The following is a 26,408-nucleotide window of genomic DNA, read 5'->3' on the forward strand; positions in this document are numbered from 1 at the left end:
GAACCGCCGTGGTGCCGGCGGCAATGCCGGGCCGCCCTGCGCGGCCCCTCGTTGATGGTGTTCGCCCCGCGCGTGACGCGCGATTACTCGCCCGCCACGGCCGTCCGGTCTTCCTTGCGTTGCACGATGATCGACGACCATACGGCCGCCGCGATCATCGCTGCGCCGACCAGGCCCGTGATGACCTCGGGCACCTCGAACTTCACGCCGAGGAACATGATCGTTGCGAGCGCACCGATTGCCCAGAACGCGCCGTGTTCGAGATAACGGTATTGCGCGAGCGTGCCCTTCTTCAGCAGCACCAGCGTCATCTCCCGGATATAGGCCGCGCCGACGCCAAGGCCGAGCGCGATCAGGAAGATGTTGTTCGACAGCGCGAATGCACCGATCACGCCGTCGAAGCTGAACGACGAATCGAGCACTTCGAGATACATGAAACCCGCGACGCCTTCGCGCACCACGCGCGTACCCGTCTCCTCGCCGCCGATCAGGTCGCCGATGCCGTGCGCGATCACGAAGCTGATCACGCCGAATGCACCCGCGAGCAGGAAGGCCACCTGCTCGGCTGCCGGCACGTAGAGCGACGCAATGATGATGATCGCGAGCGTCAGCGCCACTTCCAGCGCCGTGATGCGGCCGAGGTGGCTCATCGGGCCTTCCAGGAAGCCGATCCAGTGCTCGTCCTTCTCGGTGTCGAGCATGAACTTGAAGAACACCATCAGCAGGAATGCGCCGCCGAATGCGGATACCTGGTGATGCGCGGACGTGAGGATCGACGCGTACTGCTCCGGCGACTCGATCGCGAGCTTCAGCGCGTCCCACATGCCGATGTGGCCGATCACCGCGACGATCAGCAGCGGGAACACGAGCCGCATGCCGAACACGGCGACCGGCAGGCCGAACACCATGAAGCGGTTGCGCCACTTCTCCGACCAGTTCTTGAGCACCGATGCGTTGACGACCGCGTTGTCGAGCGACAGCGAGATTTCGAGCACCGACAGGACCGCGACGATCAGCATGTCCTTCACGCCGCCGAGGAAATAGGCCGCGACGAGCGCGAGCACCGTGAGCGACAACGGGATCTTGAAGTCTTTCAACATGATGGGGGTATTCGAGTTCTGGATAAAAGGCGTACGGGCTGCGCTTACTTCGCGCGCACCCATTCGCAGAATTCCTGCGTGATCAGCTGTTCGTAGATCTGTTCGTCGCTGAGGTCGAGCGATTCGAGATGCAGGAAGCCGACGTTCGGCATCTCGTCCGCGACTTCCGCGAGGAAGCCGAATTCGCTCGGATCGCCGACGCCGACGAGCGACCAGTACAGCGGGTAGTGCTGCGACTCGGCCAGCAACTGGCGCACGCGCTTGCGGTCGTTCTTCGGGTTCTGGCCGTCGGTGACGAACAGCACCCATGCGGGCAGATGGCCGTTCACCGGCGCGGAAGCGGCCGGCGCGGGCGTCTCGTCCGCCCCGCCGAACAGCCGGCTCAGGAAGCCGCGCTTCTCTTCGCGCTTCGGCGACGGCTCCGGCGCGCGGAAGAAGAAGTCGACGATGTCGTTCATTACCGGCGCGTACTGCGTGCCGCCCCACTTGTCGATCCGCGCCTCGAGCACGTGGTCGGAAATGTACGAGCCGTAGTTGTCCGGCGTGGCGGTCGGCAGGCGGTCGTAGCCTTCGGTGAAGGTCCACGTGTCGACTTCGCCGTTGTCGTCGAACTTCAGTGCAATGCCGAGGATCCGGTCATGCGTCTCCTGGATCACGCCCGACTGGTACAGCGGCTTCGCGGAGCCGGAGATGTCGAGCGCCGCGCCCACGCGCACGACGGGCGGCTTCAGGATCTGGCGTTTTTCGAGGACGATCGCGACCTTCGCCGCGCGTTTCTCAAGCGTAATCATGCGGTGTTCTCTCAGTTCTCTCAGTTGTGCTTCGGAGCGAATCGGGTGATCAGGTCCTGTTCGAGCTGGCGCAGGCGCGGCGCGTCCTGCTCGCGCTGGCGCTTGCCGTCGGCGATGATCTGCGTGACGTCGTCGAATGCGCCGAACAGCTGCTGCTGCGCGTATTCGAACGTATCGGTCGAGATCACCGGGCGCTGGCCGAGCTTCGCGACTTCCTGCGCGTTCTGGCGGTTCAGGTCGGCCTGCGCGCGGATCGCCTCGTCGGCTGCGTCGTACGTCGCGTTCGCGAGTGCCGCCGCGCGTTTCGTGCTGAGCTGCTCGAGGTAGAGCGCGAACGCGTTGGTCCACGCGGGGATCAGCACGGTCTTGATCGTCATGAACTTCGACGTCAGCGTGCGTTTCTGGTCCTGCTCCATCCGGATTTGCGGCGCGAGCTGCTTCGACATCAGCATCGCGCGATCGAGGTCGTCGAGCTTGCTTTCGAGCGCGTCGACCTTGCGCTTCACGTCGAGCAGGCGCTGTGCGGCGAACGCATCGTCCGCCGGCTGCTGGCCGGCCGCGAGATGCGCGCGCAGCGTCGCGAGCGCCGTTTCGCCGTGCGCCTTCGACTGCGCGAGCTCCTGGTGCAGCGCGTAGTTGTCGTTGTACATCCGCTCGAGCTCGTCGATGCCGGCCTTCTGGCGCTGCGCATGGTTCTCGAGTTCGACGACGAGCGTGTCCATCCGCTTGCTCACCGACTCGTATTGCGACAGCAGCTTCTCCTTGGTCGAGCGGAACAGCCGCGTGACCTGCGTGAGCAACCCGCCCTTGTCGGCGCCGCGCGGGTCGAGCCCCTTCGCGGTCGAGATCAGTTCGTTGAGCTTGTCGCCGAACTGGTCGGCATCCGACGCACGGACGCTTGCGAGAATCTGCTGGGAGAAGGCCGCGATCCGCGTGCCCTGCGTCGCGCCGAGCTGGTCGATCTCGTCGACGGTGATCAGGCGGACATTCTCCGCCGGGCGTGCTGCCGGCACGGCAACGGCGGCGGCAGGCATGACGACGGGTGACGAAGACGGGGTGGAAGGACGATCGCTGACCGCATCGGAGTTCTTGTCATCGAATAGCGGCTTCATGTGGCTACCACGTTTCCTTTTCTGCTTTCTGCTGCGTGTTGTCATGCGCGCGAGGCGCGCATCCGCGATTGCCGCCGTGCTCTCTCACGGGCGGCAGACGGACAATAAAGGGCGACGACGCGGTGCGTCAAGGGATGCGAATCTTTCATTTTCCATACGCTTTGTAATGTATGAGATGGAAATCTCGATACGGCTCCGGGTGACGTGAGGACACATGCCTTGATGGAGCGTGAATCCGGATTTCTCGGGAAACGTGGGCAGCGAATAATAGAAAGTGTTTTGAAAGAATTAGTCTTTTGTTATTCCGCTGATTGTTACAGATTGCTTAATACGGTGAGCGCCATTGTCGCGACGCATCACGCGGCGGTGAATGTGTCAAAGCCCGTCATGCAGGCTTGCGATGTTCTCTCTCCCGCAATCGTCCTGTGGCGGGTTCTACTCCGAATAGCCCTGCGACGTCGGACCTGCATCATGACGACGGCCCCACCACGGCAAGTACGCGTTGTTTCCACCGCGCGCGCGGAACCAGTTCTTGCTGGTGTCGATCGGTGTCAGCTTCGACGGTGCGACCACCACCACTGCCGTCGGATGCTCGGTGTCGGTCGTTCCCGCCACGAGCACGTTTCCGCCGAGGTGCTTCGCTCGGCCGATCGCCAACGCGACATCGGTCAACGCCGCGCCGGCACCCATGTCACCGAGCAATGCCGACGTATTGAAGGTCTGTGCGTGGAGGTCGTATTCCGGCAGCACTTCGGTCAGTGATTGCGATAGCGCGGCGGCCCTTGCCGACGCAGCATCGCTGCCCTTGCCTGCGTCGTGAATGACGTAGTTCAGTGACGAGACCGTGACGCCGGCATTGCTCGCCGCTGCGTCGATCGTCGATGCCCATGCCCGCACCACGCGGCTCGCGCCTTGCTTCGCCTCGAAATCGTCGACGTTGCTTCGTGCAGCCTTGCCGATCCACGCCAGCGGTTCGCGCTCGGTCTTCAAATTCGGGCCGGCGAGGAACAGCAGCACCATGTTCTCGTTGATCTGTTCGTCCTGCGGCGGAAAGCTTGGCGCGTCCCAGTTCATCACCCAGACGCTTTTGTCGGGGTGTACGGCCAGATAGTCCAGTGCAGCGTTCAGCGACGTGAAACCGGCGTTTCCTTGACCTGACGTCACGTGCACATCGGGCGGCGTATCGCGGCTCCATAGATTTTTTGCAGACGGGTTGCCGATTTCGAAGATGGTGACAGCGCGATCCTGCAAATAAGCCGCTGCCAGTTCAGGGTTCAACCGATCGCTGGGAACAGCCAACTCGACATGAATGCCGGCCAGCTCTCGCCAGTTCCACCGCCAGCGCGGGCTGACGGTATAGAAGTAGTCGCCGTTCAAAAAATAGCGTGTGCGAAACAGCACCAGGAGTTTGTCGACATACTTTTCATAGAACCCGGAAAACGACTCACTGCCCCGATTACCATCTGCAACGATGGATATCGGTTGCAAGGTCGTGTATTTCGCGGGTTTGGTCCGCACCATATCGTCGTTGCTGTTCGGCTTGACCAATCCGAGCGTCCACAGCAATTGCCACTCGGTCGGATAATCTCGACGCTGCAGCGGATTAAGCCATTCCAGCCCCACAACCTGCGCAACGAAGGGCGCGTCAGACGCACCTACGGCAGTTTGCGCCGATATAGCGCTCGCCTCCGCCCGCACCGGCAAGGCCGACAGGATTACCGCCGCCGCACTCACAACGAATCCGACGTGCCTGACAAGAGTGAAGCGGTACATGAGTATTCCTGACCTAGTCGGTCGATAACCCGTTGAACGCCGACCAGCCCGCATCGGAGCCCGGTCGAAACCGGAACCCCAACTCCATTCCCAATGATGAGTTCGTCGCGGTAGCCGGCCCAACGACTCATTCCCGCCCTGACGACGCCAGACTCGAAATCAGCGTCGCGCCACACGAAGTCTTGTGACCATCGAACGCCGCGGGTTTTCCGTCGACGATCACCTGCGGATCGCCTTCGGCGATAAAGCAAGCCTGATGCCCCGAGATCGGGCAGACGCACGTGTCACCGAGCCGGGCAACCGGCCGCCCCATCACTTCACTGACCGCGCTGCCCGTCACGACCTGGCCGCCGTGGCTCGTCGCGTCGCCGACCCGAATGATTCCGCGCATGCGGGCTCCTTATTCCGAATAGCCTTGCGATGCCTGACGCGCATCGTGACGGCGGCCCCACCACGGCAAGTACGCGTTGTTTTCACCGCGTGCGCGAAACCAGTTCTTGCCCGCGTCGATCGGCGTCAGCTTCGACGGTGCGACCACCACCACTGCCGTCGGATGCTCGGTGTCGGTCGTTCCGGCTACGAGCACATTTCCGCCGAGGTGATTCGCTCGGCCGATCGCCAGAACCACATCAGTCAATGCCGCGCCGGCACCCATGTCACCTAGCAGCGCTGCCGTATTGAAGGTTTGCGTACGGAAGTCGTATTCCGGCAGCACTTCCGTCAGCGTTTGCGACAGTGAGGCAATCCGCGTCGATGCGGCGTCGCTGCCCTTGCCTGCGTCGTGCACGACGTAGTTCAACGATGACACGGGTACGCCCGCATTGCTCGCCGCCGTATCGATCGTCGATTTCCAAGCCTGTACCGCGCGGCTCGCGCCTTGTTTCGCCTCGAAATCCTTGACGTTGCTTCGTGCAGCCTTGCCAATCCAGGCAAGCGGCTCACGCTCGGTCTTCAGATCCGGGCCGGCGAGGAACAGCACCGCCATGTTCTCGTTGATCTGTTCGTCCTGCGGCGGAAAGCTCGGCGCGTCCCAGTTCATCACCCATGCGCTTTTGTCCGGATGCACGGCCAGATAGTCGAGTGCCGCGTTCAGCGACGTGAAGCCGGCGTTGCCTTGACCTGACGTCACGTGCACATCGGGCGGCGTATCACGGCTCCAGAGATTTTTTGCGGACGGATTCCCAATTTCGAAAATATTAACAATCTGGCCTCGCAAATGTGAGGCCGCAAACGCAGGGTTGAGTCGACCAGCGGGAATGGCCAGCTCAACATGCATTCCAGCCAACTCCCGCCACTTCCTCTGATCATCTGAGCTAACCGTATAAAAATAATCCTGATTCGTAAAATATCGCGTACGAAAAAGTATCAGCAGCTCATTGACGTATTTTTTATAGAATCCGGAAAAAGATTCACGCCCCCAACGACCGTCAGCCACGATGGAAATCGGCTGTAACGTAGAATATTTTTTCGGATTGGTCCGAACCATGTCATCGTTGACATTCGGCTTTACCAAGCCCAGCGTCCACAATATCTGCCACTCCGTGGGGTAATCCCTGCGCTGCAGCGGGTTCATCCAGCCAAGCCCGACGACCTGGGCAACGAACGGTCTGGACGCCTCTGCTCCGACAACTGGAATCGCCTTTTCCGCCGATGAGGCAGCAACTGCACGCGGCCCTGCAATCAGCGTTGCGAATGCAAATACCATGATTGCCACAAGCCCTGGAACCAATACCAAACGCTTCATCAGAGTTCCCATACTTAACGATGCTCCTGTCGCCCCATCAGACGAAACCAATATCAAAAATGATGCTCCCAACGCGAGAAGCAACGCAGCGACTGCAATTCCAAATCGGCGCGGCCAGGTAGCGATGACCGACCTCATAAAATGCCCCCGATCTTCAGGAAAAGTCCGCCATCTCTTTCATCATGTATCTTGGGCGGCATTTTTGCGTACTCTTCCGTATCAATCCAGTCCCGCAAAAACAATCTATTACACTTTCCGGTTGAAATATATTCCGCCATCTGACCGTTTGGATTGCTACCATCACCGCCATCGTCGACATCAGCACTGCCATCGTCGACATCAGCACTGCCATCACCGCCATCACCGCCACCATCTTCGGCATCATCACCCAGGCCCTTTACGAACCTCCAATCAGCCTGGATTCTGAATTCCTCCAAATCAGCCGCAGTCAAATAGCAAAGTCCAATGGCCACATCGTAAGCCAACGCCTTTTCAGCATGGTCCTTGTTGGTCATGATGGTCGAATGATTGGTGGGATTATTCTTGTCCCCGCCGTTCAGAATCTCGAAGATCTCCTTGTTCCGCCATTCGGTATAGTCAGCGCTCGCTGCGTCCGGATCGTCCTCTCCGACCACCTTTCCGTCCTTGTCGACCCAGCTGCGATTCCCTGATCTCCGCGCCTCCATCCGCAGAATGGAGTGATCCTCGTATCGCTGCGCAGCCTCGGATAATGCGTCACCCTTTGCTTTCAGCGGGTCGCCCGCGGGCGTCGCAAATTTTTCTGACTTTGTGTCGAAGTTGTCGTACGGATCGTCATCCCGCTTGTCCTTCTTACCGGCATCGCGTCCGGCGGACGGGGGATCGTAACCCTCGTTGAAGTCTGCTCCTTTGAGCAGATTCCCATCCGCATCGCATGCGCCCGATGCCTTGCCGTAGCGCAACGCCTTTGGAAAGAAGCGAGTTTCCTTGTCAAGCATCGGTGCCGTAATCGGGATTTCCCATTTTTCCGGCGGCAGGGCATTGACCTCCATGTGCGACAAGTTGAACAGGTAGAGGGCTGGGCTCGTTACAAACGTGACAAACTTCGCGAGCCAACCTTCATTGGAATGCATGCCTCGCGCAAAACCGTACCGCGCGGGCGGTGACGGCGGATACCAAAACCCCTCCTCCTTGTTCGTGCTGCTACGCCAGTCATTCTCCCAATACTGGTATTTCTTGTTGTCACCGCCGACCTCGAAATTCGACGCGAATACGCGTTGCGAGAAAACACCCCATGCGTTCGTCGCACTGATCTCTTCGATGCTCATGCCGCGCCAGCCGATCCCTTGAACGGGCAGCGCGGAAATAACCTGATCATGCGGGCAGCAATACAGTGTCACTCTCCCGTAGGTGTTCTTCTGGTACAACCCGTGCGCCTCCCGGTCCTTGGCTGCGCTATACGGTTTACCGCCGTTCTTCGACGGTCTTGCGTTTTCCATCGCGCGATCAAGATCTTCCGCAGGCATCTCCAGATCGGCTCGAGCGCGCAGGATATCGAAGTACTCCCTCAGCGTTTCCGTGCGCGCGACATAGGTCTCGCGCCCCACATGCCCGTTCTTGTCGCGTACCCCGCGCTGTGCCCAGGTATCGGTGAAGTTGCTCTCCACGAGGCTGTACGGCGGATTGGCGAGAACATAAGTGTCCGCGACGCAGCGTCCTTTCTTGCCCAACCGGTCCTTCACCTCGGGCAACCGGTCGCCGAGGAATGCAGCGGCGAGACCGATCATGTTGCCCTGGCTGTGGCACACGATCGTGATCGGCACGTCGGCCTGGCGCTTGCGGATCGACTCGACCAGGCGCGCAAGCCGCATTGCACCCAGCACGCCGTAGGTACGCGGCGGCGTCGAATAGATCTTGCGATTGCCGACCGAGTTCATGTGCTGGACGGTCAGCCACAGAAAAAGCCGGTCATGCAGCCCGTCATTCCACAGATCCGGCAGGCTCGAACACCCACCCGCGAACGGCCCGCCACCCCAGTAGTTCTTCTCGTTGAGCATGATCTTGTCGCCATACTCTTTCAGCTCCTCGGCATTCGCGGCGTAACCCCACCGGAAATGAATGACGGGCGAAAAGGACGGATCGCGCTTGATGTACGTCTTCGACGACATTTCCGGATTCAGAAATCCGTCAGACGTCAGGCTTTCGATATAGCTGACCGGCGACATCTGCCCGGCCACCGGCCCAAAATGGAACAGTTGATCGTCATACCGCCCCATGCGCCGGTTCAATCCAGCGCACAGCCCTTCCTCGGCGTCCTTGAACCATTCGCCCTCCGAATTCACCCCGTGAACGAAAATGACGACACCCGGCAGCGGCATCTGCATCACGCACTGGAGGTCGTTGCGGTTGAACAGCGTCGTCCCCGCTCCACCACCCACCGACGTCTGCGACGGGTCGTCCGTCGACGGCTGTCCGCCCGGGTTCTGCGAAAAGTTGTAGTTGAACATGTTGTTTTTCTTGAAGACTCAGCTCAGGTTCTCGACTTGAAGAAGCGCACCGCCAATTGTTCGAACTGATCGCTGCTGACCGGCGCCAGCTTGCCTTCCGCGTCGGTCTTCCCCTTGATCAATTCGCCCGATGCCTTGCGCACCTCGGCTTCCATCCCTTCGACCGGCTGCCCGTCGGTCGCCCGGACCAGTTTCGGCACCCGTCCCAGCGAGCCCTGGTCGAACTTCGGGAAATCGGCGCTCATGCTCGCCGGCCCGGCCCACGTATGCGACGCGGACTTGACGGTGAAACTCCCCGGACACCCGAGCTCGATATCCCCGCCCTGCAGCTTCAGATACGCGCCGCCCGACGTCACGAACACGACTTGCTCGCTGGCCATGCCCGCGAGCTTTCCGCCCCCCGCCGTCATCTGGATGTTTTTCGCCGAATCGATCTGCGTGTCGTCGTTCTGGCTCTGCAGCGTCACCTTCCCCTGGTTGGCGATCGCCGAGACCCCTTCGCTGTGCGCGAACATCGCCACGCCATGGCCGGCCTGCAGGTTGATCCGCTGCCCGCTCGTGTACTGCAAATGGTTCTGCGCGACGATATCGACGTTGCCGCCCGCATGGGTCGCGACGGTCTTCGGCGTCGCGATGCTGATCCCGGCCGGCGCGGTGATGCCGATCGCCGCCATCGACGCGCCCGACGCCTCACCGCCACCGGCGGCTTCCCCGTTCGGCCAGCCTTTCACCGTGGTCATCAGCGCGTCGTGCGGCTGCGTATCGGGCACCACGCCCTGATGCTGGCCCGCATAGTCGCCGAGACTCTTGAACAGCTCGACGCATTCCTGCATCAGTTGCAGATACTCGTCCCGCGCCAGGTGGCCGTCGCTCGCGCGCAGCCGTTCCCAGGCCGAAATCAGCATCGCCTTGCCGCTGCGGATCGCCACATGCGCATCGCTGCGCAACTCGGCGCCCTCGCCACGCGCCGTGCCCTGGCCGTTGTCGCGCGGCTGCGTCAGATAACCGAGGTTCAGCTGGCTATGCGCATGCTCGCTCGCCAGCTGGCTGCTGATCTGCCCCGGCGTATCGTCGAAGCGGATCTGGTTGTACCGCTGCCCCTTGATTTCCTTCGTCTTCGTGCCGGACAGGTAACGGTTGCCCGGCAGTGCGCCGGTGTGGCTGAAGGTCGCCGGCATGTTCGGCCCGTTGGCCAGCACGCCCATCACGACGAGCCGGTCCGGATCGCCGCCGATATGGCCGATCAGCACCTCCATGCCGACACGCGGCAAGGTATTCGCGCCGAAGCTCGGCCCGGCGAGTGCGCAGGCGACTCGCACCGGCGCGCTGTCGGTCGGCGTGCCGCTCGTGCCGGCGCCTTGCGCATGCGCGTGATCGTCCGCGTTCAGCCCCTGGATCTGCACCCGGATGCGGCCCATTTCATCGCAGAACACCTCTTCCCCGTCGGGTCCGACGACGACGGCCGTCATCGGATGCACGGCCGGCAGGTCGACATGGGGATCGTAGGCCGGGGTCAGCGGCACGCCGCGTCGCACGCACGAGAACGTGTTCTCGTAGCGCCGGTCGTTTTCATCGCCTGGCTTGCTGTTCACGTCGGTCGGCACCGCGTTGAACAGCACGCGGCTTGCCGCGAACAGCGACTGCGCGCGCTCGTTCAGCTCCTTCGGCAGGTTGTTCCGTACCCGGTGATGAAGCGACGTGACGACGAACTGCCGCTGCTCGGCCGGCAATGTGTCGAGCTGCGGATGCTCGGCGAGCGCAAACCAGTGGCCGACGGCCAGATCGCGCACGTTGCTCACGCCGTCGACGGATTCCGCGCGCAGTTCGTGCGCAAGCATGCGGTCCTTGCCGATCCGGTCGAGATCGGACGACGAATTTCCCGCGTGCGGAATATCGATGACGCTGTCGGCCAGCAAATGCCCGAGATCGTTGCCGCCGTCGCCCTGGTCGACGATCGTCGCCTGTTCGGTTTGCGACATCCGGCCGGTCTTGTAATCCCACGTCGGCCGGACGATCTTGCCCGGGATCAGGCTGCGGCTCGTCGCCCACAGTGTGATCGAGTCGCGCTCTTCGGTGGCGGCGTCGCGGTGATAGCGCACGGTACCGGCAAGCGTCTCGGGCAACTTCATCGAATCGTCGGCAAAGACCAGCGTATGAACCGGCGTGTCGTTCGCGTTGCCGTTCGCCCGCTCGCCGGCCTTGCCTGCCTTGACGAAGACGGTCGCACCGTCGCGCCGCAGCAGCCGCCGGATGAAGTGCGCGTCCGACTCGTTGACCTGCCGCGTGAGTTCGCGCGCCGGGTAACGTTCGCCTTGCAGGCCGGACAGGTCGAACTCAAATGCGCCCGCCAGCGCCGAGCTGCGCTGGCGCCACTCCTGCAGCAGCACGCCGAGGATGTCGGGCAGGTTCTTGGTGCGGAACAGTCGCGAATTGATTCGCCGCTCCATGACCGACAGCACGTCGCGAACCGTCAACTGGTAGCAGGTCAGTGAACCGTCCGACTGCCCGGTACGGACGTCGGTAACGATGCCGTTGATGGTATGGAGACGCCCGCGATCGGTCGTCATCTCGACGGAAACCGGTAGCCCGATAAAGCTGCGGATCGGGAGATCGGCCCGCGCGGACACGCAGGTCAGATGTCCCTCGATGCCCGTCATCAACCCTTCGCGGATGTCCGCATACTGGAGCGCGAGCACCTGCTCGAGCGTTTTCTGAGCAGGCCCCCAGTTCATGCGAACCGGTCGATTGTTCTGATCGACCACCCCGGACGCAAATGTGCGTAGCAATTCGGCTGTATTCACAGCATGACTCTCAGGATTTTGTTTTACTTCGTTGTTCACCGGGAAATCACGCCCGATGGTCCGTCCTGGGAGTGCTGCCCGCCTGGTTTTTTGGCGAGCATATCAAATTTGTCAGGCAGGTGACGAAATTTTGAAAGGATTTAGAGCGCTTTGTGTAATGCTCCTGACCAGATTTAAAACTTCACAATCTTTCAAAGGGATAGCGCCTCGTCCGGCGGCACCCGATCGTCGTCATGGCGTCGCGCCGGCAGGCACTTGCCGCATACCTAGCCGCGGCAACACGAACGGCACCGATCGGTCACGAATCGTGAAATCCCACCGTCCTTCAATGTCCACGAACGTCGCGCTGAAATGCCGGTCGTCGGCCCACGTCATGTCATCCAGATGGCACGACGCGTACATCGCGCCCACCGTGCGCCGCGCGAGCTCCTTCAACGGAGCCTTCGACACGAGCGTGAACGTGATGGCCTCCTCGAACGGGCAGTCGTAGTCGGTGACGAGCAGATAGGCGTCCGGCGTCTCGAACTGGCGAAGCAGGACAAAGCCGGAAACGGTGAGGCCGGAACGCTCGCCATTCACGAGCACACGGGTGCGTGACGGCCACGCTTCATACGGACCGTCGTGCGTTTCGAGCGTGAAGCGCTCGATCGACTTCATCGCCGAGCCGGTTGGCGAGGGGCTTGCTCCCGACGCATCGCCGCGTCAGTTCGCGGCCTTGCGATACAGCGCGACGTACCCCGCGAGCATCAGCAGCAGCGACCCGCTGACGCGGTTCAGCCACTTCTCCCCCGCCGCTTTCCACACACGCACCGAATGCACGCCGAGCAGCGCATAGCCGGTCATCCCGACGACATCGATCGCGACGATCGTCGCCGCGAGGATCGCGTACTGCGGCGCGATCGCATGCGACCGGTCGACGAACTGCGGCAGCAGCGCGGACATGAACAGGTAGTACTTCGGGTTGCTCATTGCAACGAAGAAGCTCTTCAGGAACGCGGCCCGGCGATCGGGCGTCGCGTGCTCGAGCGACGGTGCAGCGGCAGAACCGCCGGACGACAGCAGCATCCGCACGCCGACATAGGCGAGCCACGCGGCACCGGCCAGCTTCAGCGTGACGAATGCCGTTTCCGACGCGTCGAGCAGCATCCCTAGACCGAACCCGACCAGCGCAACGAGCACGACATCGGCCGTGACGGCGCCGAGCATGCCGACCGTCGCGTGACGCAATCCGTACCGCGAGCCGTTGCTCATTGCGAGCAACACCGTCGGGCCGGGCGTCGCAACGCCGACGGACAGGATCAGGGCAAAAGCGAGCAAGGCGGACAGCGACATGGCGTGGCGTTCCTTCTGAAGGGAGCTTGCGTACGGGGTGGCGTCGCCGTCTTCGGCCATGCGGGCCGCTGCCGGCACGCACGCATCGTTACGACGAATTCGGGCGACTCATGATCGCACGTTCGTCCCGATGTGCGCTCGGCGGCTCTATGACGTCGATCCTGCACGGCGCCCCCCGCCATCCCAAATAGTGAGCGATCATTTTCGCAAACGACAATGATTCTCGTTTACGTTAGACTCCGCCGCTCAATAAAAAAACCGTCCGCGACTGCACGGACGCATCACACCGCCCGGATTCCGACTTGCCGCCCTGGGATGGATTACCGACCACACCCGATTTGCGTCCCATGTCGACACTTTCGTTACCCGCCCGGCGTCTCACGCCGATTGCCTTCGGCATTGCGCTGACCTGCGCGCTCGCGACCTCGGCGCAGGCCCAGCAGGCCGCGTCCGCCACCGCTGTCGCGCCCGACACGTCCGTGCTGCCGTCGATCAACGTCACGGGCGCCGCCGAGCCGCTGCCCGGCGACCTCGCGCCGACCTACGCGGGCGGCCAGGTCGCGCGCGGTGCGGATTACGGCGTACTCGGCCGGCAAAAGGCGAGCGACGTGCCGTTCAGCATGACCACCTACACGTCGAAGCTGATCGAAGACCAGCAGGCACGCACCCTCGCCGACGTGCTCGACAACGATCCGGCCGTGCGCAGCGCGACCGGCTACGGCAACTTCTCGCAGGTATTCGTCATTCGCGGCTTCCAGCTCGCCGGCGACGACGTATCGCTGAACGGCCTGTACGGCATCACGCCGCGACAGCTCGTCCAGACCGATGCGGTCGAACGCGTCGACGTGCTCAAGGGCGCGAATGCATTCCTGAGCGGCGCATCGCCGAACGGCTCCGCGGTTGGCGGCGGCGTGAACCTGCAGTTGAAGCGCGCGGACGACAAACCGCTCACGCGTGTCACCGTCGACGGCTCGGTGTCCGGCTCGATCGGCACCCACGTCGACGTCGGCCGCCGCTTCGGCAGCGAGGGCCAGTTCGGTGTGCGCGTGAACCAGTCGATCAGCGGCGGCGACACGGCCGTCAGCGACGAGCGCCACCGCAACAACGTGACGGCCGTGTCGCTCGACTGGCGCGGCGACAAGCTGCGCCTGTACGGCGACTTCCTGTATCAGCGCGAACGGATCGACAACGGCCGCCCCGTCGTGCTGGTCAGCGGCAACCAGGTACCGGCCGTGCCGTCCGCGACGCACAACTACGCGCAGCCGTGGAGCTTCAGCGAGCTCGAGGATACGGTCGGGATCGTGCGCGCCGAATACGATTTCCTGCCCGCGTGGACGGCCTATGTGTCGGCCGGCGCCCGACATACGAACGAGCACGGCGACTACTACACGCCGACCTACTCGTCGTCCGGCACGACCGGCTCGCGCCTGAGCGTGCCGCACAAGGAGGATGCCCAATCGGCCGAAGCCGGCGTGCGCGGCCGCTTCACGACCGGCCCCGTGTCGCACTTCGTGACGGCCGGCGCGTCGTTCATCCGCATCGACAGCCAGTCTGCGTACACGATGTCGAGCGCGTTCCCGACGACGCTCTACGATCCGGCGCCGGTCGCGTTCCCGCCGACTGCCTATGCGGGCGGCGACATGAGCGATCCGGGCACGGTCACCAAGACCTGGCTGCGCAGCGTCGCGGTGTCAGACACGCTCGGCTTCCTCGGCGACCGCGTGCTGTTCACGATCGGTGCGCGCCGCCAGTCGATCTCCGTCGACAATTTCGACTACACGGGCGCGGTGTCGTCGACGTACAGCGACGCGATCACGACGCCCGTGTTCGGTCTCGTCGTCAAACCGTGGCAGAACGTATCGATCTACGCGAATCGCAGCGAGGCGCTCGCGCAGGGCGAAATCGCGCCGAACACCGCGCGCAATGCGGGCCAGTCGCTGTCGCCGTTCCGGTCGAAACAGGTCGAGGCCGGCATCCGCTACGACACCAGCAAGTACGGTGCGTCGCTCGCGCTGTTCCAGATCGAGAAGCCGATGGCGTACACCGATCCGACGTCGAACCTGTTCGGCGCCAATGGCACGCAACGACACCGCGGCGTGGAAACGGCCGTGTACGGCGAACCGTGGAAAGGCGTCCGGCTGATCGCGGGCGCGACGTACATCAACGCGACGCTGCAGAACACGGCGGGCGGCGCGAACGACGGCAACCGGCCGATCGGCGTGCCGTCGTTCCTGCTCAACGCGGGCGCCGAATACGACGTGCCGATGCTGCGCGGCCTCACGCTGACCGCGCGCTGGATCCACACGGGCCCGCAGTACGTGGACGTCGCGAATACGGCGTCGATCCAGGCGTGGGACCGCTACGACCTCGGTGCGCGCTACGCGACGGCGCTGTTCGGCCGGAAGACGACGTTCCGTGCGACCGTGCGCAATGTCACGAACAAGTCGTACTGGTCGTCGACGACCGGCGGGTACCTGACGCAGGGCGATCCGCGCTCGGTGTGGCTGTCGATGACGACGGATTTTTGACGATTGCCGAAGGGAGTGGCGGGCGGCCCCCAGAGTTTGCTATACTCTCGGTCTTCCGGAGAGATGGATGAGTGGTTTAAGTCGCACGCCTGGAAAGCGTGTATAGGTTAATCGCCTATCGGGGGTTCGAATCCCCCTCTCTCCGCCAGATTTGAATGCCCGCGCAAGCGGGCATTTTCGTTTCCGGAGAGAAGCAAGCCGACAGTTCGGCTTGCGCGGGGGATTCGAAGGGATTCGCTTGCAAGCGAATCCGCGGCCCGCGCTCGTGTGGGCGAATCCCCCTCTCTCCGCCAGGACATCTGCAAAAACGGGCCGCTCGGCCCGTTTTTCATTTCTGCACGTCAAAGCGCCCGTCGATCGCCGGTGCCGCAACTGTTGGCGGCACCCATGATGCGCTCTTGCAGCGTCGCCCCAGCGCAAACTCGCCAGCCATCGCACGCTTCGCATCGATTTCCGCCACCGGGCATAGAGCGATGTGCGCGGGCGCGGGTCATGCAATTCAAAGCGTTTTTATCGCTCGCATGTCTTGCTCAGCCTGAAAACGCCCTATTCGATCCGTCATTCGAAATGGAATAGCGATCACATATCCGCGTCGCAGATTGTCGGCAACTCAAATATTCCGGTATGCGGCCGTTAAAATGACGTCCCGATAAACAATATGAACGCGTGTAGAGACCATGAAAAAGAAAAAACTGATGGCGATCGCCGGAATCGCAATAGCTGCGGGCGTGGCGTCCAGTTATGCGAGCCCGTACATCACCCTGTATCAGATGCGATCGGCCCTGGTCGACAACGATGCCGACTCGTTTTCTTCCTATGTCGACTATCCATCGATGCGAGAAAGCCTGCGTGCACAATTCATGACCATGATGCACGCGAAATTGGCGAATTCCCCCGAGATGAACGGCAATTCACTCGCCGACCTGGGAATGATGATGGCGGTGGGCGTCGTGAATCAAGCCATCGACACGATGGTTACACCAGCGGGTGTCATGGCCATGATGGCTCAGGGACCCGCCAGGCCCGCGCACGCCAGCGTGCCTGCATCCGCTCCCGAACCATCGGAAACAGCCCACGCTGGCTCCGGCGGCAACGCCGCGCCGCAAACATCGGGGAGCAAGCCGAAGGCCGACTATTCGATCGGCTACAAGAACTGGTCCACTGTCACCGCAACTTCTCGAAAAGGAACCGACGACGAGGTAACGTTTGTCTTCAAGCGTGACGGCCTATGGTCCTGGAAGCTGAGCGCAGTCAATCTGCCGATCGACAAATTCGGTTCAAACTGATTGCCAGGAAACGGACGGGACCCTGCGCGGTCCATCCGCTTCCTCGTTTGGGCCGAGCGTGCGGCGCACCGCAACTCCCGAACACGGCATGCTAAAGATGTGTATTCTCCTGACGATATCCAGGGTTTCATCACCGCGAGTCAGATCCATGCGATTGAGTCCACGGTTCGCCATGCTGGCTGTCGCGGCGACGATGCTGTCAGCCTGCACAACGGCATTTTCGCCCGCGTCGATCAGCACCACCGTCGCGGTGACCTCTCCCCCGCCGCTCGAGAAATCGCTGCGCGACGGTGGATCGTCGACCGACCTGTCGGTCATCGGTCAGCCTGCATCGCAATTCCGCACGCTGCTTTCCGTTCGTGAATGCGCTGCCGCCAAATGCGCGGCGGGAATCGCCAAGCCGACGCTCGCGGTCACGGTCCAGCGCGTGTCCGAAGGACAGGCAGCGATACGGTTCTCGGTCAACGGAGAGATCGGCAGCAGCCAGACGCTGAAATCGCAAACCGGGAACGCCGCGTCGGAAGTGACCATGTCGATCCCGTCGGGCGTGACGCCGATCAACGATCAATTTGCCGTCGATCGGGCCGCGACGATCAAGATTGGCGAGTTCCGCCACGTGGCCTTGCCGCATGGCATCCGTGCCTATGTCTGCGTCGCCATACCGAATGCCAAAGGCGTGACGGACGGAAGCTGTGATTTCAGCCGGGTGCAGATGACCAAGGGAGCAGAGCTCGGGATTTCCTCGCTCTGACCCACCCGTCGCGGCGCCGACACGAACACGTCCCGACACTTGAGCCGTGTCGAACGACACCCGCGTCACGGATGCCGGATGTAATCCACCAGCGCCCGCGTATATTCATCCGGCTTTCGATCAAGCAGACTCACGACGATCGCCACCGCGAACCCCGCCGGTACCCCGAACACCCCCGAACTGATCGACTCGATCCCGAACCACGTGCGCCCCGCGAACCCCGTCAGCTGCGTGAAGAACGGATAGGTCGACACGATGTAGTACACGCACACCGCGAGCCCCGTCACCATCCCGGCGATTGCACCGCGCGTCGTCGTGCGCTTCCAGAACACGCCGAGCACGAGCACCGGAAAGAAGCTCGAGGCCGCCAGCGAGAACGCGGCGCCGACGAGAAACAGGATCTTCCCGGTATTGAGCGACGCGACATACGACGCGAACAAGGCGACGCCGAGCAGCAGCACCTTCGAGATCGTCACGCGCCGCTGGCTCGATGCATCGGGCGCGACCATGCAGTAATAGACGTCGTGCGACAGCGCGTTGGCGATCGTCAGCAGCAGCCCGTCCGCGGTCGACAGCGCCGCGGCAAGCGCACCGGCCGCGATCAGCCCCGACACGACATACGGCAGCCCCGCGATCTCCGGCGCGGCCAGCACGACCATGTCCGGCTGCATCTGGATTTCCGACCAGTGCACGATGCCGTCGCGAATCACTTCGACGACGCTGATCAGGTCGGGTTCGAAGTGATGCCATTGCGTGACCCACGCCGGCAATTCGGCGAACGGCCGTCCGACGAGGTTCGCGAGGATCTCGTACTTGATCAGCACCGCGAGCACCGGCACGCTCAGGTAGAACAGCGCGATGAAGAACAAGGTCCACCCGACCGAGCGCCGCGCCGACGCAACCGACGTGGTCGTGTTGTAGCGCGTCAGGATGTGCGGCAGGCTCGCGGTGCCGAGCGACAGGCACAGCAGTAGTGCAAGGAAATTCCGCTCGCGCGGCTTGCGTTCGTCATCGCTCGCGGCGGGAAACGGCTCGTGCATCGGCACGGGCGGCTCGGCACGGGCCAGCAGATCGTCGCGCGCCTGCGTCCACGCGACGCGCGCCGCCGCCGGATCGCGCGGGAAGTCGGCCAGCTCGCGCTCGCGCTGGTTGATCTCGCGCAGCGGCCCGTTGTGGCGCCGCAGGTCGGCCAGTTGGTCGGTGAGATGGCGGCGTGCGTCCGCATAGGATGCCGGCAGCCGGTCGAGCCGCGTCTGGATATCCGCCGCTTGCCGGCGATACGCGTCGCGCACCTGCTGCTCGTCGAAGGCATCGCGCACCTGCGCCTCACGCGCCGCGACCCGCTCCATCAGCTTGCCGTAATTGAACTGCGGCACGGGGCCGAGCCCGTTTTTCATCGCGATCAGCGACACCGGAATCAGGATCGCGCTGATCAGGATGATGTACTGCGCGACCTGCGTCCACGTGACCGCGCGCATCCCGCCGAGAAACGAGCACACGAGAATGCCCGCGAGCCCGCAGAAGATCCCGATCGCGAAATCGACGCCGATGAAGCGTGTCGCGATCAGGCCAATCCCCTGGATCTGCGCGACCAGGTACACGAACGAACACAGGATCGCCGCACCGGCCGCCAGTGCGCGCACGGCTGTGCTCGAAAAGCGCGTACCGAGAAAATCGGGAATCGTGTAGCGCGCGAGCTTGCGCACATAAGGCGCGAGCAGGAACGCGACGAGGCAGAACCCGCCCGTCCAGCCCATCACGTACGCGAGTGCATCGTAGCCGGTCGAGTAGAGCGATCCGGCCAGGCCAATGAACGATGCGGCCGATAGCCAGTCGGCCGCCGTCGCCATTCCGTTGAAGGCAGACGGCACGCGCCGCCCGGCCACGTAGTACTCGACGAGATCGGACGTGCGCGACAGCAGCCCGATCACCGCATACACGGCAATCGGCACGAACAGGAACACGTAGCCGATCCAGACGCCGGAGCCGGTGGCACGCTCGATCCGCCACATCAGCAGCACGAACCCGAGAAACCCCAGCGTGTAGAGCGCGTATGCGCGGATCAGTCGATGCGTCAGCATGAATCAGGGCCCGCCGCGTGCGTTGCCGGCAAGCGCCGCATGGTCGTCGTATGCGCGGCGCAACGTCCGGTCCGCGCGTTGCATCAAGCCGATGTAGACGACGATCAGCACGAGATACACGAGAATCGCGCCCTGCGCACCGACGTAGAACGGCAGGCTGAACCCGGCGAAGCGGATCCCTGCGAGCGCGGGTGCGAAGAACGGCACGATGAACGACACCGAAAAGCCGATCACCATCAGCACCGCGATCAGCGCGACGTTGAAGCGCCAGTAGCGAGCGTGGGCACGCGCGAGCGGCTCGGGAACGGGCGGCGGTGCGGCAGGCGCGGGACGGGTCGGAACGGTCATGCCGTTATGTAACAAAAAGCCCCTGCGCGGGCAATCGGGATTGCCGCGCAGGGGCTCGTGCGCGAGATGCGCAACCGGTACCGATCAGCGCACTTCGGCGAGCTGATCGAGGATGGCCGGGTTCTCGAGCGTGGACGTGTCCTGCGTGATCGCTTCACCCTTCGCGAGCGAACGCAGCAGGCGCCGCATGATCTTGCCCGAGCGGGTCTTCGGCAGGTTGTCGCCGAAGCGGATGTCCTTCGGCTTCGCGATCGGCCCGATCTGCTTGCCGACCCAGTCGCGCAGCGTCTTCGCCAGCGCCGCTGCTTCCTCGCCTTCCGGACGCGAACGCTTCAGCACCACGAACGCGACCACCGCCTCGCCCGTCGTATCGTCCGGACGGCCGACCACAGCCGCCTCGGCCACGAGTTCGTGCGAGACCAGCGCCGATTCGATTTCCATCGTGCCGAGCCGGTGGCCCGACACGTTCAGCACATCGTCGATCCGGCCCATGATCGTGAAGTAGCCGGTGTCCTTGTCGCGCACGGTGCCGTCGCCGGCCAGATACAGCCGCCCGCCGAGTTCCTCGGGGTAGTAACTCTTCTTGAAACGCTCCGGGTCGCCCCAGATCGTGCGGATCATCGCGGGCCACGGACGCTTGACGACGAGGATGCCGCCCTGCCCGTTCGGCACGTCCTGGCCGGTTTCATCGACCACCGCGGCCATGATGCCGGGCAACGGCAGCGTGCACGAACCGGGCACGGTCGGCGTCGCGCCCGGCAGCGGCGTGATCATGTGGCCGCCCGTCTCGGTCTGCCACCACGTGTCGACGATCGGGCAGCGCTCCTGGCCGACGTGCTTGTGATACCACATCCATGCTTCCGGATTGATCGGCTCGCCGACGGTGCCGATGATGCGCAGGCTCGACAGGTCGTAGCTCTTCGGATGCACCTTGTCGTCGGCCTCGGCCGCCTTGATCAGCGAACGGATCGCGGTCGGCGCGGTGTAGAACACGGTGACCTTGTGGTCGCCGATCATCTTCCAGAAGCGGCCGGCGTCCGGGTAGGTCGGCACGCCTTCGAACACGACCTGCGTGCCGCCGCATGCGAGCGGGCCGTACGTGATGTACGTGTGGCCCGTGACCCAGCCGATGTCGGCCGTGCACCAGAACACGTCGGTGGGCTTCCAGTCGAAGGTCCACTTCATCGTCTGCGCGGCCCACAGCAGGTAGCCGCCCGTGCTGTGCTGCACGCCCTTCGGCTTGCCGGTCGAGCCCGACGTATACAGGATGAACAGCGGATGCTCGGCGCCGACCCATTCCGGCTCGCACTGGTCCGATTCGCCGGCCGTCAGTTCGTGCATCCACAGGTCGCGCTCGGCGTGCCAGTCGATCTTGCCGCCGGTGCGGCGATAGACGATCACGCTCTTCACGGCTTCGCAGCCGCCCAGCGCGATCGCTTCATCCGCGATGCTCTTCAGCGGCAGCGTCTTGCCGCCGCGCGCCTGTTCGTCGGCCGTGATGAGCGCCGTTGCGCCGACGTCGACGAGCCGCTCGTTCAACGACTTCGCGGAGAAGCCGCCGAACACGACCGAGTGCGTCGCGCCGATGCGCGCGCAGGCCTGCATCGCGACGATGCCTTCGATCGACATCGGGATATAGATGACGACGCGGTCGCCCTTGCCGATCCCGCGCTTCTTCAATGCATTCGCGAAACGCGATACGCGCGCGAGGAGATCTGCATAGGTGACGCGCGTGACGGTACCGTCGTCGGCTTCGAAGATCACCGCGACGCGCTCGCCGTTGCCGGCTTCGACGTGACGGTCGAGGCAGTTGTACGACGCGTTCAGCTCGCCGTCCTCGAACCACTTGTAGAACGGCGCGTTGGACTCGTCGAGCACTTTCGTGAACGGCTTGTGCCACGCAAGACCCTCGCGCGCGAGACGCGCCCAGAATCCTTCGTAATCGTTCTCGGCCTCGGCGGCGAGCGCACGGTAGGCCGGCATGCCGGAAATGGTCGCCGCCTGTTCGAGCGCCGCGGGCGGCGCAAACTGACGGGTTTCGTGAAGAACCGATTCAATCGCAGACATCGACTACCCCTTGGTGAACATGAATCCTCTGCATGGCGGCGCGATCGTGCGCACCGCGCGTCTTGGCCGGCGCAAGCGCGCCGCTGTCTCCTACCACCCGCGCACCGCCCGAAGGCTGCTGCACGATGCTGCGCCGCACCACGTCGCACAATGGCGACCAGGCGACCCGACAGTTTCCACGATAAGCGCTTGAACTTACCCGTCACTTACGCGGCACGGCCGTTTCGCCCGTCGGGCGGCGCCCGCTTGTAGCTTTACGCTGTAACGAGCGCGACCCTACAATCCTAACTGAACTCGCCTTCCGGATTCCAGCTTGAATCGCTACGCTTTCTTTCTCGTGCTGTCGATGCTGTTCGTCGGCAGCAATGTCGGTATCGGTAAATCGATCGTTGTCTTCGTTCCCGTCGCCATCCTCGCCACGCTGCGCTTCGTGATCGCAATTGCCGTGCTGTGGCCGTTGTTCAGCCCGGTGAAGATGCGCACGGTCAAGCGCGGCGAATGGCTGAACCTGTTCCTGCAGGCGTTCTTCGGCACCTTCATGTTTACGCTGCTGATGCTGAACGGCGTGCAGCGCACGAGCGCGGTCGCCGCCGGCGTGATCACCAGCACGATCCCGGCGATCGTCGCGCTGTTCGCGTGGCTGATCCTGCGTGAAAAACCGAACGGCCGTGCGCTCGTGTCGATTGCACTCGCGATCGCCGGCGTCGTGACGATCAACCTCGCGAACGGGAGCGCGGCCGGGCACGGCGCGTCGTCGCTGACCGGCAACCTGCTGATCCTCGGCGCGGTGTGCTGCGAATCGATCTACGTGATCCTGTCGCGCCGCCTCACGCAGACGCTCGCGCCGATCGACATCTGCGCGTACACGCACCTGTTCGGCCTGTGCCTGATGCTGCCGCTCGGCGCGACGGCCATGTGGCATTTCGATTACGCGAGCGTGCCGGCCGGCACCTGGGCGCTCGTCGTCTGGTATGGCTTGTCGGCCAGCATCTTCTCGTTCTGGCTGTGGATGAAAGGCATCCGGCACGTGCCGGGCAGCCTCGCCGGCGTGTTCAGCGCGGTGCTGCCGGTCGCGGCCGCCGCGTACGGCATCGCATTCCTCGGCGAGCGCCCGACGCTCGCCCACGGCATCGCGCTCGCGTGCGTCGTCACCGGCATCGTGCTCGCGAGCCTGCGCGTGAAACGCGTGCCGGCTGCCGCCTCCTGATCCGTCCCTGGCAGGGCCGGCGCGTCACTGCAGTCGCGCTGGCCGACGCGTTACAATAGCGCGCCTTTTCAAGATTACCCCCGATACCTGCGCACCGCGCCCGACTTTTCACCATGTCTGCCCCGCATTCGCCCGGCCGCCCCGCGCGTCGCCCGCTTCGCCCGCTTCCCGCGCTGATTTTCATGAGCCGCTGGCTCCAGGTTCCGCTTTACCTCGGCCTGATCGTTGCGCAGGCCGTCTATGTGTTCCTGTTCCTGAAGGAAGTCTGGCACCTGCTGTCGCATGCGACGAGCCTCGACGAAATCAGCGTGATGCTCGCGGTGCTCGGCCTGATCGACGTGGTGATGATCTCGAACCTGCTGATCATGGTGATCGTCGGCGGCTACGAAACGTTCGTGTCGCGGCTCGGCATCGAGGGCCACCCCGACGAGCCCGAGTGGCTCGACCACGTGAACGCGGGCGTGCTGAAGGTCAAGCTGTCGATGGCGCTGATCAGCATTTCGTCGATCCACCTGCTGAAGACGTTCATCAACCCCGACCAGCACACGATGCACGCGATCATGTGGCAGGTGATCATCCACGTGTCGTTCCTGGTGTCGGCGCTCGTGATGGCGTGGGTCGACCGCCTGACGACGCACACGCACCCGGCCCATTTCCACGAGCAGCACGCCCGCGACGCGCACGCGCCTGCGGCGAACGAGCCACGCAAGCCGGCCGAAGCAGCCGTCAACGCATAAACGCATTCCCCACAGTCCCCACAGAGTCTCAGCCATGACCGTCATCAAACAGGAAGACCTGATCCAGAGCATCGCGGATTCGCTGCAGTACATCAGCTACTACCATCCGCTCGACTACATCCAGGCCCTCGGCCGCGCGTACGAGCTGGAAGAAAGCCCGGCCGCGAAGGATGCGATCGCGCAGATCCTCACGAACAGCCGCATGTGCGCGGAAGGCAAGCGCCCGATCTGCCAGGACACCGGCATCGTCACGATCTTCGTGAAGGTCGGCATGGACGTGCGCTGGGACGGCGCGACGATGGGCCTGACCGACATGATCAACGAAGGCGTGCGCCGCGGTTACACGCACCCGGACAACGTACTGCGCGCGTCGATCGTCAATCCGCCGGAAGGCGCCCGCAAGAACACGAAGGACAACACGCCGGCCGTGATCCACTACGAGATCGTGCCGGGCGACAAGGTCGACGTGCAGGTTGCGGCGAAGGGCGGCGGCTCGGAGAACAAGTCGAAGTTCGTGATGCTGAACCCGTCCGACTCGATCGTCGACTGGGTGCTGAAGACGGTCCCGACGATGGGTGCGGGCTGGTGCCCGCCCGGCATGCTCGGGATCGGCATCGGCGGCACCGCTGAAAAGGCGATGCTGATGGCGAAGGAATCGCTGATGGAGCCGATCGACATCCAGGAAATCATCGCACGCGGTCCGAAGGACTGGGTCGAGGAACTGCGCGTCGAACTGCACGAGAAGGTCAACGCGCTCGGCATCGGCGCACAGGGCCTCGGCGGCCTGGCAACCGTGCTCGACGTGAAGATCATGGCCGCACCGACGCACGCGGCGTCGAAGCCGGTCGCGCTGATCCCGAACTGCGCAGCAACGCGCCACGCGCACTTCGTGCTCGACGGCTCGGGCCCGGCCAAGCTTGAAGCACCGTCGCTCGACGCGTGGCCGAAGGTCAACTGGGAACCGAATACCGAAACCAGCAAGCGCGTCGACCTGAACACGCTGACGCCGGAGGAAGTTGCAAGCTGGGCGCCGGGCCAGACGCTGCTGCTGTCGGGCAAGATGCTCACCGGCCGCGACGCCGCGCACAAGCGTATCGCCGACATGCTCGCGAAGGGCGAGAAGCTGCCGGTCGACTTCACGAACCGCGTGATCTACTACGTCGGCCCGGTCGATCCGGTCCGCGACGAAGTGGTCGGCCCGGCAGGCCCGACGACGGCCACGCGCATGGACAAGTTCACCGAGACGATGCTCGCGCAAACCGGCCTGATCTCGATGGTCGGCAAGGCCGAGCGCGGCCCGGTCGCGATCGAAGCGATCAAGAAGCACAAGGCGGCCTACCTGATGGCGGTCGGCGGGGCGGCTTACCTCGTGTCGAAGGCGATCCGCGGCGCGAAGGTGCTCGCATTCGAAGACCTCGGCATGGAAGCGATCTACGAGTTCGACGTGCAGGACATGCCGGTGACGGTGGCTGTCGATTCGTCGGGCACGTCGGTGCACCAGACCGGTCCGAAGGAGTGGCAGGCGAAGATCGGCAAGATCCCGGTCGCAGCCGCTTAAGCGCGATCGAACGAAAGGCCGGACGCAAGTCCGGCCTTTTTACTTCTCATTCTCATTTTCGTGTTTCGTCGGTCATTCAAGGCTGATTCTCATTACACGCAAAAAGCAGGCCCGACAAGGTTTTGAGGCTTGGCTTTTCTCGTTCGAGCGATTATCTTTCGGTTTCTGAAGCCCCACTGAACAAGGAACAAGCCATGCAAGGCGACAAGAAAGTCATCGAATATCTGAACGCCCAGTTGAAGAATGAACTCACGGCGATCAACCAGTACTTCCTGCATGCGCGCATGTACAAGCACTGGGGCCTCGAGAAGCTCGGCAAGCACGAGTACGACGAGTCGATCGGCGAAATGAAGCACGCCGACTGGCTGATCGAGCGCGTATTCATGCTCGACGGCCTGCCGAACCTGCAGGATCTGCACAAGCTGCTCGTCGGCGAGGAAACCGAAGAGATCCTGAAGTGCGACCTGAAGCTCGAGCAGATCTCGCAGTCCACCTGCAAGGAAGCGATCGCCTACTGCGAATCGGTTCGTGACTACGTGTCGCGCGAGATCTTCGAAAAGATCCTCGACGACACCGAAGAGCACATCGACTGGCTGGAAACGCAGATCGACCTGATCGGCAAGGTCGGCCTGCAGAACTACCAGCAAACGATGATGGGGTCGCCGGAGTAAACTCACTCCACGCTTCCCGTTATCGCCCCCAGCCC

20 protein-coding genes and 1 tRNA gene are annotated in these 26,408 nt (G+C 63.2%); 8 read left to right on the top strand and 13 right to left on the bottom strand.

The window, feature by feature from the left end:
• Nucleotides 1-83 precede the first annotated feature (83 nt).
• From BCEP18194_RS17645 to BCEP18194_RS17690, 10 genes are all read right to left on the bottom strand, one after another.
• Nucleotides 84-1,100: a DUF475 domain-containing protein gene (locus tag BCEP18194_RS17645; RefSeq protein ID WP_041492899.1), complete on the bottom strand. Its 1,017-nt coding sequence runs from the start codon at nucleotides 1,098-1,100 to the stop codon at nucleotides 84-86.
• 44 nt (nucleotides 1,101-1,144) lie between these two features.
• Nucleotides 1,145-1,891 carry a VWA domain-containing protein gene (locus tag BCEP18194_RS17650; RefSeq protein ID WP_011352634.1) on the bottom strand — a complete coding sequence of 249 codons (747 nt, stop codon included), beginning with the start codon at nucleotides 1,889-1,891 and terminating at the stop codon, nucleotides 1,145-1,147.
• 20 nt (nucleotides 1,892-1,911) lie between these two features.
• Nucleotides 1,912-3,003, bottom strand: a complete 1,092-nt coding sequence (locus BCEP18194_RS17655) for a toxic anion resistance protein (protein ID WP_041492900.1) — start codon at nucleotides 3,001-3,003, stop codon at nucleotides 1,912-1,914.
• A 435-nt stretch (nucleotides 3,004-3,438) separates the two neighbouring features.
• A complete protein-coding gene (locus BCEP18194_RS17660) occupies nucleotides 3,439-4,776 on the bottom strand; it encodes a hypothetical protein (RefSeq protein ID WP_011352636.1) in 1,338 nt (445 codons plus the stop codon).
• 127 nt (nucleotides 4,777-4,903) lie between these two features.
• Nucleotides 4,904-5,167: a PAAR domain-containing protein gene (locus BCEP18194_RS17665; RefSeq protein ID WP_011352637.1), complete on the bottom strand. Its 264-nt coding sequence runs from the start codon at nucleotides 5,165-5,167 to the stop codon at nucleotides 4,904-4,906.
• Between the two features lie 9 nt (nucleotides 5,168-5,176).
• The gene (locus BCEP18194_RS17670; RefSeq protein ID WP_157687189.1) at nucleotides 5,177-6,658 is read right to left on the bottom strand and encodes a virulence factor; all 1,482 of its coding nucleotides are present in this window, start codon (nucleotides 6,656-6,658) and stop codon (nucleotides 5,177-5,179) included.
• Nucleotides 6,655-9,006: a T6SS effector phospholipase Tle3 domain-containing protein gene (locus BCEP18194_RS17675; protein ID WP_011352639.1), complete on the bottom strand. Its 2,352-nt coding sequence runs from the start codon at nucleotides 9,004-9,006 to the stop codon at nucleotides 6,655-6,657. Before BCEP18194_RS17675 ends, BCEP18194_RS17670 begins: the two co-directional genes overlap by 4 nt.
• A gap of 23 nt (nucleotides 9,007-9,029) precedes the next feature.
• Entirely contained in the window at nucleotides 9,030-11,807 is a 2,778-nt protein-coding gene (locus tag BCEP18194_RS17680; protein ID WP_041492901.1) for a type VI secretion system Vgr family protein, read from the bottom strand.
• Nucleotides 11,808-12,038: 231 nt separating this feature from the next.
• Nucleotides 12,039-12,464 (bottom strand): hypothetical protein, encoded by a 426-nt coding sequence (locus BCEP18194_RS17685; RefSeq protein ID WP_011352641.1) that lies wholly within the window; start codon nucleotides 12,462-12,464, stop codon nucleotides 12,039-12,041.
• A gap of 45 nt (nucleotides 12,465-12,509) precedes the next feature.
• Nucleotides 12,510-13,139 (bottom strand): LysE family translocator, encoded by a 630-nt coding sequence (locus BCEP18194_RS17690; protein ID WP_011352642.1) that lies wholly within the window; start codon nucleotides 13,137-13,139, stop codon nucleotides 12,510-12,512.
• A gap of 347 nt (nucleotides 13,140-13,486) precedes the next feature.
• On the opposite strand from BCEP18194_RS17690, the gene BCEP18194_RS17695 reads away from it, so the two are divergent.
• From BCEP18194_RS17695 to BCEP18194_RS17710, 4 genes are all read left to right on the top strand, one after another.
• On the top strand, nucleotides 13,487-15,667 hold the full coding sequence (locus BCEP18194_RS17695; RefSeq protein WP_011352643.1) for a TonB-dependent receptor: 2,181 nt from the start codon (nucleotides 13,487-13,489) through the stop codon (nucleotides 15,665-15,667).
• 57 nt (nucleotides 15,668-15,724) lie between these two features.
• Nucleotides 15,725-15,815 (top strand) — tRNA-Ser (locus tag BCEP18194_RS17700).
• Nucleotides 15,816-16,344: 529 nt separating this feature from the next.
• A complete protein-coding gene (locus tag BCEP18194_RS17705) occupies nucleotides 16,345-16,953 on the top strand; it encodes a DUF2939 domain-containing protein (protein ID WP_011352644.1) in 609 nt (202 codons plus the stop codon).
• A gap of 148 nt (nucleotides 16,954-17,101) precedes the next feature.
• Nucleotides 17,102-17,704 (top strand): hypothetical protein, encoded by a 603-nt coding sequence (locus BCEP18194_RS17710; protein ID WP_041492902.1) that lies wholly within the window; start codon nucleotides 17,102-17,104, stop codon nucleotides 17,702-17,704.
• A gap of 65 nt (nucleotides 17,705-17,769) precedes the next feature.
• Here BCEP18194_RS17710 and BCEP18194_RS17715 read toward each other — a convergent pair whose 3' ends face one another.
• From BCEP18194_RS17715 to acs, 3 genes are all read right to left on the bottom strand, one after another.
• The gene (locus BCEP18194_RS17715; RefSeq protein ID WP_011352646.1) at nucleotides 17,770-19,785 is read right to left on the bottom strand and encodes a sodium:solute symporter family protein; all 2,016 of its coding nucleotides are present in this window, start codon (nucleotides 19,783-19,785) and stop codon (nucleotides 17,770-17,772) included.
• Nucleotides 19,786-19,788: 3 nt separating this feature from the next.
• Entirely contained in the window at nucleotides 19,789-20,133 is a 345-nt protein-coding gene (locus BCEP18194_RS17720) for a DUF4212 domain-containing protein (protein ID WP_011352647.1), read from the bottom strand.
• Between the two features lie 84 nt (nucleotides 20,134-20,217).
• Complete coding sequence (gene acs, locus BCEP18194_RS17725) at nucleotides 20,218-22,200, bottom strand: acetate--CoA ligase (RefSeq protein ID WP_011352648.1); 1,983 nt, start codon at nucleotides 22,198-22,200, stop codon at nucleotides 20,218-20,220.
• A 313-nt stretch (nucleotides 22,201-22,513) separates the two neighbouring features.
• Between acs and BCEP18194_RS17730 the strand changes: the two genes are divergently transcribed.
• From BCEP18194_RS17730 to bfr, 4 genes are all read left to right on the top strand, one after another.
• Complete coding sequence (locus BCEP18194_RS17730) at nucleotides 22,514-23,407, top strand: DMT family transporter (protein ID WP_011352649.1); 894 nt, start codon at nucleotides 22,514-22,516, stop codon at nucleotides 23,405-23,407.
• A 113-nt stretch (nucleotides 23,408-23,520) separates the two neighbouring features.
• Entirely contained in the window at nucleotides 23,521-24,144 is a 624-nt protein-coding gene (locus BCEP18194_RS17735) for a TIGR00645 family protein (RefSeq protein ID WP_011352650.1), read from the top strand.
• A gap of 34 nt (nucleotides 24,145-24,178) precedes the next feature.
• Nucleotides 24,179-25,702 (top strand): fumarate hydratase, encoded by a 1,524-nt coding sequence (locus BCEP18194_RS17740; protein WP_011352651.1) that lies wholly within the window; start codon nucleotides 24,179-24,181, stop codon nucleotides 25,700-25,702.
• 194 nt (nucleotides 25,703-25,896) lie between these two features.
• Nucleotides 25,897-26,373, top strand: coding sequence for a bacterioferritin (gene bfr / locus BCEP18194_RS17745; RefSeq protein ID WP_011352652.1), 477 nt, complete (start codon nucleotides 25,897-25,899; stop codon nucleotides 26,371-26,373).
• Nucleotides 26,374-26,408 lie beyond the last annotated feature (35 nt).

Source organism: Burkholderia lata (assembly GCF_000012945.1).
Taxonomy (GTDB): domain Bacteria; phylum Pseudomonadota; class Gammaproteobacteria; order Burkholderiales; family Burkholderiaceae; genus Burkholderia; species Burkholderia lata.

Coding starts and splice junctions, on each gene's coding strand:
- BCEP18194_RS17665 (WP_011352637.1), bottom strand. CDS start 5,167: ATGCGCGGAATCATTCGGGTCGGCGACGCGACGAGCCACGGCGGCCAG.
- BCEP18194_RS17690 (WP_011352642.1), bottom strand. CDS start 13,139: ATGTCGCTGTCCGCCTTGCTCGCTTTTGCCCTGATCCTGTCCGTCGGC.
- BCEP18194_RS17735 (WP_011352650.1), top strand. CDS start 23,521: ATGTCTGCCCCGCATTCGCCCGGCCGCCCCGCGCGTCGCCCGCTTCGC.
- BCEP18194_RS17720 (WP_011352647.1), bottom strand. CDS start 20,133: ATGACCGTTCCGACCCGTCCCGCGCCTGCCGCACCGCCGCCCGTTCCC.
- acs (WP_011352648.1), bottom strand. CDS start 22,200: ATGTCTGCGATTGAATCGGTTCTTCACGAAACCCGTCAGTTTGCGCCG.
- BCEP18194_RS17660 (WP_011352636.1), bottom strand. CDS start 4,776: ATGTACCGCTTCACTCTTGTCAGGCACGTCGGATTCGTTGTGAGTGCG.
- BCEP18194_RS17670 (WP_157687189.1), bottom strand. CDS start 6,658: ATGAGGTCGGTCATCGCTACCTGGCCGCGCCGATTTGGAATTGCAGTC.
- bfr (WP_011352652.1), top strand. CDS start 25,897: ATGCAAGGCGACAAGAAAGTCATCGAATATCTGAACGCCCAGTTGAAG.
- BCEP18194_RS17645 (WP_041492899.1), bottom strand. CDS start 1,100: ATGTTGAAAGACTTCAAGATCCCGTTGTCGCTCACGGTGCTCGCGCTC.
- BCEP18194_RS17675 (WP_011352639.1), bottom strand. CDS start 9,006: ATGTTCAACTACAACTTTTCGCAGAACCCGGGCGGACAGCCGTCGACG.
- BCEP18194_RS17710 (WP_041492902.1), top strand. CDS start 17,102: ATGCGATTGAGTCCACGGTTCGCCATGCTGGCTGTCGCGGCGACGATG.
- BCEP18194_RS17740 (WP_011352651.1), top strand. CDS start 24,179: ATGACCGTCATCAAACAGGAAGACCTGATCCAGAGCATCGCGGATTCG.
- BCEP18194_RS17705 (WP_011352644.1), top strand. CDS start 16,345: ATGAAAAAGAAAAAACTGATGGCGATCGCCGGAATCGCAATAGCTGCG.
- BCEP18194_RS17650 (WP_011352634.1), bottom strand. CDS start 1,891: ATGATTACGCTTGAGAAACGCGCGGCGAAGGTCGCGATCGTCCTCGAA.
- BCEP18194_RS17685 (WP_011352641.1), bottom strand. CDS start 12,464: ATGAAGTCGATCGAGCGCTTCACGCTCGAAACGCACGACGGTCCGTAT.
- BCEP18194_RS17715 (WP_011352646.1), bottom strand. CDS start 19,785: ATGCTGACGCATCGACTGATCCGCGCATACGCGCTCTACACGCTGGGG.
- BCEP18194_RS17655 (WP_041492900.1), bottom strand. CDS start 3,003: ATGAAGCCGCTATTCGATGACAAGAACTCCGATGCGGTCAGCGATCGT.
- BCEP18194_RS17695 (WP_011352643.1), top strand. CDS start 13,487: ATGTCGACACTTTCGTTACCCGCCCGGCGTCTCACGCCGATTGCCTTC.